A 12,105-nucleotide genomic window follows, 5' to 3' on the forward strand; every position below is an offset into this window, starting at 1 on the left:
GAGCTGTTCTTCACCCGATGCATGTGTTTGGATTGATGATGAATCGCAATGGCTGACTCTCATCCTCTGCCCGAGCTTGCAATTCCCATGGGTGATCCTGCCGGGATTGGTCCTGAGGTCATTCTCAAAGCTTTAAGTTCACCGCTTCTCAAAGACGTAGCTCATGTTTGCGTCATTGGGGAGCGGTCTTTATTTGAGGCAGCCTACGAACATCTCCAAGAGCAGGTAGATGCTGATCAGACCTTAGCCGATCCTAACGATCTCGATTTTTTAGAGGTGGGATTGGAGTTATCTTCTATCCCATGGGGGCAGCCTTCGGCAACGACGGGAGCAGCCAGTTTTCAGTGTTTGTCTATGGCGATTACAGGTGCTCTTGAAGGGCGATTTGGGGGTATTGTCACTGGTCCCATTGCCAAATCGGCCTGGAAAGCTGCAGGACATCACTATCCTGGACAAACCGAATATTTGGCGGAGCGGTCTCAAACCTCAGAATTTGGCATGTTCTTTGTGGGTTGCTCACCCTATACCGGGTGGCAACTCAGGGCCTTACTGGCAACGACCCATATACCGCTATCGGAGGTCCCTCACCGGCTTTCTCCTGAGTTGCTGACCATGAAGGTGGGACTGTTGAAGAAGACGCTGCAGCGTGAGTTTGGTATTGAGAGTCCGAGGGTTGCGATCGCAGGTTTGAATCCCCATAGCGGTGAGCAGGGACAGTTGGGGCGAGAAGAAATCGATTGGCTAATTCCGTGGATACGGGAGATGCGATCGCAACATCCTGATCTGACATTATCGGATCCCATTCCCCCGGACACCCTTTGGGTAGGACCAGGGCAAGCTTGGTATGGTCCCCGCGAAAAAACAGCACAACCTACCACCTATGACGCCTACTTAGCCCTCTATCACGATCAAGGCTTAATTCCCGTTAAGCTGATGGCCTTTGACCGGGCCGTCAACACAACAATAGGTCTCCCTTTTATCCGCACATCTCCAGATCACGGTACAGCCTTTGATATCGCAGGCAAAGGAATTGCCGACCCTACCAGTATGATTGCTGCGATTCAATTGGCCGCCAACCTGGTTCGCCAACGTTCCGGTTAGCTAAGTGTGAATGGAAAACAGCGCTGTACGATGTGTTTTTGCAGACCTCAGATCACCCCAATATTTTGTACTGCCTTTAGCTGTTAGATGATGCATATCGATCAAAGTTATCCAGCGTAGTGAGTTGGACAAACGTTTCGAGTGCAATGGTTGAGGTTGCACATGCGTGAACAACATCACAACCATCAATTGCTATGACCAAATCTTCGTAGCCGTACACACGAGTTTTCGTCCACCACTAGTTTGGGAAATCCAGCATTGGAAATGTGTTAGCGATTAACGCGAGCAGCGGTGATTCTGCAAAACCGTCGATCCAGGCATCGCCATCAGCAAAAGCCAATGTGTAAGTCAACATATATATCGCAAACCGTGATACATGGTTTGTCTGTGGAACCCATATATTGGAATCATCAACAGATTCGACTACAACGGAGGGATCGTTGACGTTAAGTTCGGCTTCTGGAATGCCCCATTTCACGACACCCTGATTCTCTACGTAAAAGATCAACGCATTGTTATGTATGTAAAGTTGGTCAGGCGGAAGAAAGTGATCCTGGTGGCACCAGACATCATAACGTTTCCCGTTCGCAAGGTACCAATACGATAAGGCATCTGGGATTGGAAAGCCACGAATATTCTGTGCACTCTTTAATTCGTCGAGTGAATACCCCGGTAAATCTTTTTGCTGATGCGGATACCAGCGTTGTATCAGTGTATCGAGCAATGTCCACCGGGCATCATAGTCAGACGGAAGGGATTGCAGAGGCGATGTTTCATGCATGTTTTTTGCAGGATGCAGCAAACTGAGATGAGCCTATAGCAATACTCCCCGCTTCTGTTGTTCCCGCTCCATGGCTTGAAACAGAGCCAGAAAGTTTCGCTGTCCGAACCCTTGGGCCTGTCGTTGGCGCTCAATAATTTCAAAGAAAAAGGTGGGTTGTGGAAAGATAGGCTGCGTGAAGGCTTGCAATAGAATCCCGGCTCCAGCATCTTCCTCAAAATCAGCCAGAATATGTTGTTTTTCCAGGGCAGGCCAATCGAGGTGAGAATAGACTTGCTCAAACTGGTGTCGTAAGCGTTGATAGTAGCTGGGTGGAATATCTAGGAGGGATAGCCCTCGATGCTTAAGCTGAGTAACCGTTTCAACAATATTAGAAGTTCCCAATGCGATATGTTGAATACCTGACCCCCGATTGACCTCTAGAAATTCTTGGATTTGGGAATTCGCTGAGGTGGGTTCATTGATCGGAAACTTGATTTGGCCTTGGGGATGGGTCAACACTTCGCTGCGTAGGCCCGACCGATGGGTTTGAATATCAAAATATCGGTGAGTTTCAAATCCAAATATGCGCTGATACCAACTCACAGCCGCTTGCAGCTGATGCTTACCCACATTCAAAACCCCATGATCAATCTGGGTAAATAGACTCTGATGGGCATGATGCTCATGAATTGAGATGGGGAAAATGCTGGACGGCAGAGCGGAGGTCTGCCCTCTTCGCTCTACCAAGGTATGTTCTAACACTCCCCACCCTCGTACTTTTCCCCAAGTTAAAGTTCCTTGGTCGTGCTTTTCTGCAGTCAAAGGTTGTAAAAGAGTTGCCCCTGCCTGGACAGCGCGGTTGAGTGTAGCCTGAACATTCGGGACCAAGAAAGCCAAATCAACGACACCAGGAGGGTGTTGTTGAAGATACTGGGCAACGGGGCTGGTTTGGTTTAGAGGGCTGGAAAATATACAGACAATCGCCCCTGAAGAGACGACTTCAATCTGCCGATCCGCTGTAGTGTTTCCCCCAAGATATTGAAATCCTAAAACGTTGGTAAACCAACGCTGACATTGCTTGGAATCATGAACATAAAAATGAATATGATCAAAATCCATAGATCACAAATACCGATCTTGAATTGACGTTGAAAACATAATTTGGGAGGCTGCTGGCCCCTCTAGACTGAGATGCACAGCAACATGTTGAGAAGTTTACCCCTTAAACCTTAACGAATCCCCAGATATTGGGAGAGGGTCTTTACAATAAAACAATGTTGAGCCTTTAGTATGGCTATCTTTTACTCTTAAACACCACCTAGAAACTCAGTTACTTGAAAATGCCTGATCACTATCGATAAACCGTACCTTATGCGATATAGCATTCTAATTCATTAGATAAATGAACGTCATATCCAATGGAACGTAAAAGTGGCACAACAACTTTCAGATTCATGATGATGCCCAGATCAGTCAGATGTGTCGGATTAACCCAAACATAGTTCTGGCACTCATTGGGTTTCAAGATAACTGATTGAAGCGGATCCTCAAGTTTGCACAGGAAGTAATAGTCATCACGAATCTTGGCCACAGTATCAACAATTTTGATGGCAAGTTGTGTCTCTTCCAAAGCTTCTCGAATACATGCTTGTTCTGGCGTTTCGTTCTTTTTAATGCCACCCCCCGGAAAACACCATTGCTCAGCTCTGGTCGTTTACCAGCTTCTTTGAATGAAAAGGATGTAGGAAGCGTTCTGTATGATTGCCCAAGATGCCATATTTTCAGTCTAGCTCTCTTACCCTTTGTCCTATGCCAGCTGGATATATAACTCTGAATCTTAATCAGAATAAGCTAGTGCAAAACCTATCCATCTTTTTGAGAGAGACATATGACCTCAGCGATTCCCGTTAAGATGATGAAGCTGAATGGAGAACTGAATTAACGTGCTAGCAGCGGTATTACATGGCCAAACCGATCTCCGCCTAGAAACAGTCCCTGACCCTACCCCTGAACCCGGTGAGGTGGTGATTCAAGTGGATGTCGCCACAACCTGTGGCACAGACTTGAAAGTTTGGCGACGCGGGGGCCATGCCAAAATGCTGAAGCCGCCCACGCTATTTGGTCATGAAGCAGCAGGTCAGATTGTGGCTATGGGAGCAGGAGTTCAAGGTTGGTCTATTGGCGATCGCGTCGTTGCCAATAATTCAGCCCCCTGTGGACAATGCTTTTTTTGCCAGCGGCAGGAATATTCCCTTTGCACGGATTTAACCTTTAATAACGGCACCTTCGCCCAATACTTGAGAATTCCTGCAGCCATTGTTGAGCAAAACTTGCTCCCTGTTCCAGAACATTTATCCATGGCGGTCGCCTCTCTGACTGAACCCTTAGCCTGTGTTCTACATGGGATTGCTCGCTCTGGCTTTAAGCCTGATTTAAAGGACGGTCCTGCCCAACGAGTGGTTGTGATTGGGGATGGTGCGATTGGCCTGATGTTTGTGGGGGTGTTGGCCCATCGAGGTGCTGAGGTGATTCTATTCGGCGGATCCGAACAACGATTGCAGCTGGGGCGAAAATTAGGCGCAGTTCATACCTATAACCACCATCACACGGATATATCCGCCACTACTCTGGAGTTGACCGAGAACTATGGGGCTGATGTTGTGATTGAAGCAACAGGGGTGCCTAGCGTCTGGGAAACGGCCATTTCTTGTGGACGACCAGGAGCAACCATCAATTTATTTGGCGGTTGTCCTCGGGATACGAGCATTACCGTCAATACGGATTTGCTGCACTACAGTGAGTTAACGCTAAAGGGAGTCTTTCACAATACCCCCACTTTTGTTCGGGAATCCTTAGCCTTATTGGCCAGCCAGGAACTGCCCTTTGAACAACTCCTGAACGATACTCAGCCTCTTGATCATCTGGGGCAGGTGTTTGCTGATATGCGCGATCGCAAAACCATCAAAGCCGTTATCCTCCCCCATACCTAACGTTATACGGCCACTGTCCCAGGGGGATAGATACCCGGTGACAAGGGACGATCAATTAACCCACAGGATCCTAAAATCACACCACTAGAGATATCTGCTTGGGGACCAAGCTTGGCGTTTTCACCCACAAAGCACGGTCCCGATAGTTTGGCATTAGGATCAATAGTGGCGTTGTTGGCAACCCAAACTTGAGGCTGGCGTTCTTCCATCGTTTCGGGTAAAGGGAAGGGCATTCTTCCCTGCAAAATATCTAAGTGAGCCCCATAGAATTTGGCTGGTGTCCCGAGATCCATCCAATAGCCCTCCCAGACAAACCCAGAAATTTTCTGTTGGTTTGATAAAAGATTGGGAAAAACCGTGCGTTCAAAGCTGAGGGGCTGATCGGCTGGATACTGCGCGAAAATCTCGGGATTGAGAACATAGGTTCCTGCGTTAACTGTATCAATGCCTAATGTTGCGGCTTCTTCGGGGGTGGGTTTCTCCCGGAAGGATTGGATGGTACCTGTGGAGGAGTATTCACAGGCCGTAATATCTGTTAATTCGACTAGACCAAATGCGGTGGGATCTGCAACTCGGGCTAAGGCAATGGTGGCTTGGGCTTGAGTCTGTTCATGGGCTTGCATCAAAGTCTGTAGATTCAGATTCGTGAGAATATCCGCATTAAAGACGACCAAAGGCTCTCCCGTATAAAAAGGCTCTGCTAGCTTCATCGCTCCTGCTGTGTCCAGGGCTTCTTTCTCAATGACGTAGCGAATCTTAACGCCAAACTTTTGACCATCTCCGAAATACTCTTGGATTTGAGTGGCCTGGTACCGAATATTCATCAAAATATCGGTTAATCCGACTTCTTTACACCGCTCAACCATCCAACTGAGAAAAGGGCGCTCGAAAAGGGGCAGCATGGGTTTAGGACTACGTAATGTGAGAGGTGATAGCCTTGTTCCTTTTCCACCAGCAATGATTACGGCTTGCATAGTTAACAACCTTAAGTTCTAAGAAGAATTTGGGTAAACTGTCAGTCAATATAACCAATCCCCTTGCCATTCCAATCTAATTGTGTAGAATCGTAGCGTTATGCGCAAAGGGAACCGTCGAAAGCCTAGAATCGTCGCCTTTTGTTAACCCTTCACACAAAATTACCGTGGCCGATAATACCTTCAAGAGTGCCAATGTAAAAAAAGGAGCATTTCCTACGAAACGCCAATCTAAGCATCGAGCTGCAAGTGGACCGAGACCTTCTCACAAACACCAAAAAATAACCGCAAAGCCTGTAAGGGCGAGCCGTGTTGGGACGCTATTTAGATGGGTAACTTGGGGGGTCACGTTTTCCTTCGCGATGACCCTCTCGGCTGGTTTGGGCGCAACCCTGGCATTGGTCATGCCTTTCCGTCTGCTCGGAGACACAGATGGTCCAGTGTCTTTGCCTGAACTACTCCAGGGCGGTTTGCGTTACGGCATTTCTCGCCCCGTTAACATCATTGTTTTGGGCGTTGATCTTAATCTTGAAGAACCTGAGGAAGGTGAAGAACGCGATCCGTTCAAAAGTCGTAGTGACACCATGCTGCTGGTTCGCCTAAATCCAGGTAATGATCGAGTCAGCATTTTATCGATTCCCCGCGATACCCGTGTGTCCATTCCAGATGTGGGGGTTACCAAAATTAATTCTGCTAATTGGTGGGGTGGGCCAGATTTAGTCACCGAAGTCGTCAGTACAACCTTGAACGATGTCCAAATTGATCGCTATGTCCGGGTGAGTACAGGTGCGTTTAGAGAGCTTGTAGATGTGGTTGACGGGGTTGAGGTGTATGTCCCGTTTGCCATGCAGTATGAGGATCAAACCCAAAAACTGAAGATTGATTTAGAACCTGGGCTACAAAAACTCAATGGCGTGGAAGCTGAGGGGTTTGTTCGGTTTCGAAATAATAATTTAGGCGATATTGGCCGTGCCCAGCGGCAACAAATTCTGCTGAAGGCATTGCAGAAGAAAATGGCTAATCCAGCGATGTTGACGCGTCTGCCTCAAATTTTGTCCGTTTTGCAAAAGCATATTGACTCTAATTTAAGTGTTGGAGAAATGCTGGCTTTGATGCAGTTCGGACTACAAGTGAATTCTGAACAGCTCCAGATGGTTCTGCTACCCGGCCGTTTCAGTGGTCCTGATGAGTATGAATTTAGTTTTTGGCTCATGGACTTAGCGGGGATGGACAGGGTAATGCAAACCTATTTCGAGGTTTCTCCGCCAGAAGGATATGAGATTGCGACTCGGGATCCGGCTCAATTTAAAGACATCAGAATCGTTGTTCAAAATGCTACAGATGATCCTGATGGGGATCTGACAATGGTTGAGTATCTGCAGGAGCAAGGATTCTACAATATCCATTACGCAGATGACGACTGGCCTGAATCAATTGCCAAAACCCAGATTATTCCCCAATGGGGAGATCTTGAATCGGCTGAATATCTGCAGGCATTGCTCAAAGACAGTCAACTGCTAGCTAATTCCACCGGTGACTTGGGCTCGGATTTAACCATTCGAGTGGGCCGAGACTGGTTACGTAACCGGCCATCTAGCCCTTCGGATTCTTAATCTGAAAATTAACCTTGCCAAAGTTATCCGTTTATCGCTAGTATGAGATTCGCTATCCTCAGTAGCTCAGTGGTAGAGCGGTCGACTGTTAATCGATTGGTCGTAGGTTCGAATCCTACCTGGGGAGTTTTTCCCGATTACCCTAAATCCCCTGCCATTACATCAAGGCTTAGGAGATGGTGGTTAAACATCCAACTTCAAGAAAGTCGCGAATGCGTTCTGCTAGACTATGCTGGGCAATTCGATCAGTGGTTGCAAACTGGGTGAGTGTGGAGCGATGACCTGACGCAAAATTCAGCCTGACTTGATAAAAATTGGTCCCCAACCAAGCCTTTTCTTCGACATGAATGGTTTCAATCTGGGTCATGCAATATCGTCGAACTTGAGAGCTGAACCAGCGGCGTTTTTCCAGAACTACGACATTATCTGATTTATCGAAGGTGCAGATTTCGAGGGGGCTTAATGTGCTGATCAGGGCTGCGATCGCAATACAGAAACAGCCAAATAGGTCGAAGGGGAATTCAAATATGATGAAAATCATAAACCCCAATAAAGCAGTCGCTCCCCCAAAGAGTCGAATTCCAAGTAGCCGTTCTTGCAAGACTAGCAAGGCAGGGGTATGCTCTATAACTTTCATGGGTAGGAAAAACCTTTTGGCATCAAAAACTGTCTACTCCTAGTGTTGACAACTATCGTTGTTATCCTGACCTTGTTTATCGAATTAGCAGGGCATGCTCCCACGAGGAACAAAAGCGGGCAGAATGACTATAGGAGAGTTTGCACCTTCTAAAAGCACACCTGATTCACAATCACCTGAGAGACGCTGAATGAGCTATTGCTTAAATCCAGCTTGTACGAATCCCAGTAATGCACCACGGCAAATGGTTTGTCAGGCTTGTGGTAATAACCTGGTATTACGTGATCGCTATCGTTCGACTCGAATTTTGGGTCGAGGAGGGTTTGCAACGACATTTTTGGCTGAAGATGAAGGGCTACCTGGAAAACCCACCTGCGTGATTAAGCAGCTTCGTCCCGTCGTCACCGCTCCCCACATTCTGGAAATGTCCCGAGAATTGTTTCAACGAGAAGCTGAAACCCTCGGTAAAATCGGTAATCACCCTCAACTGCCGAGACTTTTGGATTATTTTGAGCTCGGTCAGGAATTTTTCCTGGTTCAAGAGTATGTCAAGGGCGCAACCCTGCAGCAAGAGGTTCGTCGGTCCGGTCCGTTTGACGAATCGATGGTCTATAACGTGCTGGAAGAAGTTTTACCCTTGATGGAGCATTTGCACAGTGTAGAAGTCATTCATCGCGACCTGAAGCCAGCCAACATCATTCGTCGAGAAATTGATGACAAGCTAGTGGTAATTGACTTTGGTGCCGTCAAAGACCAAGTGAGTCAGACGGCGATTGCAAACCCGGATGAGAATAGTACCCTCACTTCTTTTGCCGTTGGTACTCCCGGTTTTGCCCCACCGGAACAGATGGCTATGCGTCCGGTTTATGCCAGTGACGTATATAGCCTGGGAGTGACTTGCATTTACTTGTTAACGGGAAAATCTCCCAAAGATTTAAGCTATAACCCCGTGTCAGGCGAGTTAAGCTGGCGAGAGCATGTGCGGATTAGTCCTGAACTACAAGAGATCCTGGGCAAGATGTTGGAGGTCTCCCTTCGGGATCGCTATCGGTCTGCCAAAGAGGTACTCCAGGCTCTAGCGAAGAATGCTCAGGGATCGTCTTCGGGCATTTCTGCCTCTCAACCGCCTCACCGTTCTTCTTCCTCGTCCCGGTCCTATTCACCCACAAGACCGCGTTCCAACTCACCGTCTTCTCGGGCCGCCTCTGGGATTCGGCGGTATAACTCCCGGGCTCAATCCCCTCTGTCAGGTGCCCTTTCCAAAGTTTCAGGACAACTGTCAACCCCTCGTTCTAGCTATACAGGATTGGACTCTTCTTCTAGTCTGAGTTCGCGAGGTCCAAAGAAAGCACGCTTAACCCCTAATGCAGTCCAACATGCCTATGGACGGGGTCAGCGAGACTTTAGTGGACAAGATTTACGCAATCTAAATCTCCGTAAGTTTCAACTGCCAAGCGCCAACTTCCATGAAGGTAAGTTCCAAAATACGGATTTGCGGGATGCCATCTTGATCAATGCGAATTTTGGTCGGGCTAACTTTACCGGAGCCAACTTACGCAACGCGAATTTGATGCAGGCCTATATGAGCCATGCTGATTTGGCCAATGCGGATTTGCGAGGCGCTAATCTGAGTGATGCCTATCTTAGCCATGCCAATTTACGGGGAGCTAATCTTTGTGGGGCAGATTTATCAGGTGCCAAACTGAGTGAGTCTCAATTATCGTTTGCCCAGACAAATTGGTTGACGGTCTACCCTAACGGCAAGCGAGGCAAGAAAGGGCGCTGTTAATCCATCGTCTTGGTACGAATGGCCGAAACTGACGGGATTATTGCCACAGGCAGGCAACCGGGAATATCACATATTCCAGAAAGAAGAGCTTCCAGATCCATTGATAAAACTGGGTAACCTGTTGGTGATGCTTGAGGTTGACCCGCTGACTGCGGTACCAAAACCAAAAGAGCAGCCCCAGATGGGTAGACAGCAACAGACCTTGATGCGTCTGGGGTAATCCCCAGAAGGCCATGCCGATGATTCCTAAGTAGGCGATACCCAGAACCCAGCAAGATAGCCTGAAGACCCATTCGCCGCCGAGGCGTACGGTTAAGGTGTGGATGTCAAACTTCAAGTCCCCTTCCCGATCGGGAATGTCTTTGAAGATTGCGATCGCAAAGGCAAACAGAATCACAAATCCTGTTAATACCCACACTTTCAACGGGATGGCCCCACTTCCGCCTAGTAAATGGCGAAAGTGGAGAAAAAATCCGACATTAACAACGACTCCTCGCACGCCAAAAATACAGAGAGCGGCCCAAAAGGGAAACCGTTTGAGACGAATGGGGGGAATAGAATAGACCGTGCCCATCAGCATACTCAGCCCAACCGTCCAGAGTAATCGATGGCCTTGGATCGCAGAGAGGCCTAAGGCTAACAGTCCAGCGCTCGCCACAATCCATCGACCTTGCCGGGGGGAAAACTCGCCGGACGCTAAGGGAAGCTGAGGTTTATTGATGCGATCAATATCGATATCAGTGAGCTGATTGAGGCCGACGATATAGACATTGGCTCCTAAGCTCGGTATAAGGGCAGCGCCGAGCCAGCGGAAGAACTGCAGATAAAAGGCTGGGGCTGGAATGGGGAGATCGATCCATAAGGCACTGCCCCGATATTGGGTAGACAGAGCAATCACGGCTAAACCGATGACGCTGAGGCTAGTGCCGATAATCGTATGGGGGCGCGAGAACTTCCATAAAGCCTGCAGCCACCGTTGGATGGGGCTGGCGTTAATGCTGGAGGTCACGTTTTCGTTCCCTTTAATAGTCCATAGCGAATCAGACCTTGCCGATAGCCTCGGGACATAAAGCTCAGGGCCAAGGCCCCTTGTAAAGTTTGCAGTCCCGCTTTTAGGATGCCGATTAGGACCTGAAAGTCCAGGGCAGAGGTAATCACTTCATCCCAAAAGGGGGCAACAGCGGTGGACCAGTCTGCAGTCTGTAGTCCAGATAAGGGGAGAGTCTGAGCAATGTCTGCATAGCCGGGCAAGGAAATCACGTAGGGCAAATAATAGACGCGATAAATATCGTTGAGCAGTCGCTGTTCGCTCCAGCTTAGGGCGGGTGGGGTGGGGCGATGGCACCAGGTCGCCACTAACAGGAGTCCTCCTGGTTTGAGTACTCGACAACATTCCTGCAAGAACTGGGTCTTATCGGGCATATGTTCGCCACTTTCCAAGGACCAAACCAGATCAAAGGATGCATCAGGAAAAGGCATTTGTTGGGCATCGGCCACTCTAAAGTCTGATTGGGTGGATAGCCCAGCTTCCCTAGCGCGAGCTTGAGCCCGATTGGCTTGGACGGGGCTGAGGGTAATTCCGGTGACCTGGGCCTTATATTTTTGAGCCAAGTACAGGGAGCTGCCACCAATGCCACAGCCCACATCTAGAATCTGTTGGGGCTGTTGAACCTCTCCCCAGGCCAGAAGTTCTTCGATCAGATCAATTTGGGCTTGGCGGCGGGGTTTGGCTTGCTGACCGGTGGGGCCATAGTAGCCATGGTGCATATGCTCGCCCCAAACTTGCTCCCACAAGCCTGAAGAGGTGTCATAGAACTGCTGAATTTGTTGGGAAAGAGTAGCGGGCATAGTTGGGAGAAGACCAAATTAGATGCGAGTGAGATGCAGATGCTTGCCGTGGTGACGGGGTTTCAGGATAGAATAGCTAAACGTCGTAATTGGTTCACAAACAGCATAATGGATATCTTGACCTTGGGTTGGGTTTCAGTTCTTACTCTCTTCACATACTCCATCGCTATGGTGGTATGGGGCCGCCACGGCATGTAATTTGCCTTTGTTAACCCATTCGTCATTCGCTAAATATTGTGGACTTCTCAGTTACCAATACCCTGGCATTAGTAGCCTTGGGAATGTTAATCATCGTCTCTGGTGGCATTGTCTATCTCACTGTCTCAGAGTGGCGTGATCGCAGACGACGCGAGCGCGAGCAGCGTGCCGCTAGGAAAAAACGCAGTTAAG

The 12,105-nt window shown here is 48.5% G+C and carries 12 protein-coding genes, 1 tRNA gene and 1 pseudogene; 7 read left to right on the forward strand and 7 right to left on the reverse strand.

Annotated elements, in window-relative coordinates:
• Positions 1–48: 48 nt before the first annotated feature.
• The gene (gene pdxA, locus ON05_RS08580) at positions 49–1,101 is read left to right on the forward strand and encodes a 4-hydroxythreonine-4-phosphate dehydrogenase PdxA (RefSeq protein ID WP_010472063.1); all 1,053 of its coding nucleotides are present in this window, start codon (positions 49–51) and stop codon (positions 1,099–1,101) included.
• 238 nt (positions 1,102–1,339) lie between these two features.
• On the opposite strand, the gene ON05_RS08585 is transcribed toward pdxA, so the two are convergent.
• The 3 genes and pseudogenes from ON05_RS08585 to ON05_RS08595 all read right to left on the reverse strand — a co-directional run.
• Positions 1,340–1,882: a hypothetical protein gene (locus tag ON05_RS08585; protein WP_010472062.1), complete on the reverse strand. Its 543-nt coding sequence runs from the start codon at positions 1,880–1,882 to the stop codon at positions 1,340–1,342.
• A 33-nt stretch (positions 1,883–1,915) separates the two neighbouring features.
• Positions 1,916–2,983 (reverse strand): 4-hydroxyphenylpyruvate dioxygenase, encoded by a 1,068-nt coding sequence (gene hppD, locus ON05_RS08590; RefSeq protein ID WP_010472061.1) that lies wholly within the window; start codon positions 2,981–2,983, stop codon positions 1,916–1,918.
• Between the two features lie 250 nt (positions 2,984–3,233).
• A pseudogene (locus ON05_RS08595) lies at positions 3,234–3,557 on the reverse strand (NUDIX hydrolase); the annotation flags it as partial.
• Positions 3,558–3,807: 250 nt separating this feature from the next.
• Between ON05_RS08595 and ON05_RS08600 the strand changes: the two are divergent.
• Entirely contained in the window at positions 3,808–4,854 is a 1,047-nt protein-coding gene (locus tag ON05_RS08600) for a zinc-binding dehydrogenase (RefSeq protein ID WP_010472059.1), read from the forward strand.
• Between the two features lie 2 nt (positions 4,855–4,856).
• On the opposite strand, the gene ON05_RS08605 is transcribed toward ON05_RS08600, so the two are convergent.
• Positions 4,857–5,828, reverse strand: a complete 972-nt coding sequence (locus tag ON05_RS08605) for a sugar phosphate nucleotidyltransferase (RefSeq protein WP_010472058.1) — start codon at positions 5,826–5,828, stop codon at positions 4,857–4,859.
• 362 nt (positions 5,829–6,190) lie between these two features.
• On the opposite strand from ON05_RS08605, the gene ON05_RS08610 reads away from it, so the two are divergent.
• Positions 6,191–7,441 carry an LCP family protein gene (locus ON05_RS08610; protein ID WP_010472057.1) on the forward strand — a complete coding sequence of 417 codons (1,251 nt, stop codon included), beginning with the start codon at positions 6,191–6,193 and terminating at the stop codon, positions 7,439–7,441.
• Between the two features lie 55 nt (positions 7,442–7,496).
• A tRNA-Asn gene (locus ON05_RS08615) sits at positions 7,497–7,568 on the forward strand.
• A gap of 42 nt (positions 7,569–7,610) precedes the next feature.
• Here the strand turns inward: ON05_RS08615 and ON05_RS08620 are convergent.
• On the reverse strand, positions 7,611–8,078 hold the full coding sequence (locus ON05_RS08620; RefSeq protein ID WP_010472056.1) for a hypothetical protein: 468 nt from the start codon (positions 8,076–8,078) through the stop codon (positions 7,611–7,613).
• A 190-nt stretch (positions 8,079–8,268) separates the two neighbouring features.
• Here ON05_RS08620 and ON05_RS08625 point away from each other — a divergent pair, with 190 nt between their 5' ends.
• Complete coding sequence (locus tag ON05_RS08625) at positions 8,269–9,867, forward strand: serine/threonine-protein kinase (RefSeq protein ID WP_029315123.1); 1,599 nt, start codon at positions 8,269–8,271, stop codon at positions 9,865–9,867.
• 37 nt (positions 9,868–9,904) lie between these two features.
• Here the strand turns inward: ON05_RS08625 and ON05_RS08630 are convergent, their stop codons facing one another.
• Together ON05_RS08630 and ON05_RS08635 are read right to left on the reverse strand one after the other, a co-directional pair.
• Positions 9,905–10,876, reverse strand: coding sequence for a homogentisate phytyltransferase (locus tag ON05_RS08630; protein ID WP_262561443.1), 972 nt, complete (start codon positions 10,874–10,876; stop codon positions 9,905–9,907).
• The gene (locus tag ON05_RS08635) at positions 10,873–11,715 is read right to left on the reverse strand and encodes a methyltransferase domain-containing protein (protein WP_010472051.1); all 843 of its coding nucleotides are present in this window, start codon (positions 11,713–11,715) and stop codon (positions 10,873–10,875) included. Before ON05_RS08635 ends, ON05_RS08630 begins: the two co-directional genes overlap by 4 nt.
• A gap of 108 nt (positions 11,716–11,823) precedes the next feature.
• Between ON05_RS08635 and petN the strand changes: the two genes are divergently transcribed.
• Both petN and ON05_RS08645 read left to right on the forward strand, forming a co-directional pair.
• Positions 11,824–11,913: a cytochrome b6-f complex subunit PetN gene (gene petN / locus ON05_RS08640; protein WP_010472049.1), complete on the forward strand. Its 90-nt coding sequence runs from the start codon at positions 11,824–11,826 to the stop codon at positions 11,911–11,913.
• A 38-nt stretch (positions 11,914–11,951) separates the two neighbouring features.
• Positions 11,952–12,104 carry a hypothetical protein gene (locus ON05_RS08645; protein WP_085945158.1) on the forward strand — a complete coding sequence of 51 codons (153 nt, stop codon included), beginning with the start codon at positions 11,952–11,954 and terminating at the stop codon, positions 12,102–12,104.
• The last annotated feature ends 1 nt before the right edge of the window (position 12,105 follow it).

It is taken from the genome of Acaryochloris sp. CCMEE 5410 (genome assembly GCF_000238775.2).
GTDB lineage: Bacteria > Cyanobacteriota > Cyanobacteriia > Thermosynechococcales > Thermosynechococcaceae > Acaryochloris.

Bases quoted from the DNA above. Each gene is read 5' to 3' on its own strand.
- pdxA (WP_010472063.1), top strand. From the start codon at position 49: ATGGCTGACTCTCATCCTCTGCCCGAGCTTGCAATTCCCATGGGTGAT.
- ON05_RS08585 (WP_010472062.1), bottom strand. From the start codon at position 1,882: ATGCATGAAACATCGCCTCTGCAATCCCTTCCGTCTGACTATGATGCC.
- hppD (WP_010472061.1), bottom strand. From the start codon at position 2,983: ATGGATTTTGATCATATTCATTTTTATGTTCATGATTCCAAGCAATGT.
- ON05_RS08605 (WP_010472058.1), bottom strand. From the start codon at position 5,828: ATGCAAGCCGTAATCATTGCTGGTGGAAAAGGAACAAGGCTATCACCT.
- ON05_RS08610 (WP_010472057.1), top strand. From the start codon at position 6,191: ATGACCCTCTCGGCTGGTTTGGGCGCAACCCTGGCATTGGTCATGCCT.
- ON05_RS08620 (WP_010472056.1), bottom strand. From the start codon at position 8,078: ATGAAAGTTATAGAGCATACCCCTGCCTTGCTAGTCTTGCAAGAACGG.
- ON05_RS08625 (WP_029315123.1), top strand. From the start codon at position 8,269: ATGAGCTATTGCTTAAATCCAGCTTGTACGAATCCCAGTAATGCACCA.
- ON05_RS08635 (WP_010472051.1), bottom strand. From the start codon at position 11,715: ATGCCCGCTACTCTTTCCCAACAAATTCAGCAGTTCTATGACACCTCT.
- petN (WP_010472049.1), top strand. From the start codon at position 11,824: ATGGATATCTTGACCTTGGGTTGGGTTTCAGTTCTTACTCTCTTCACA.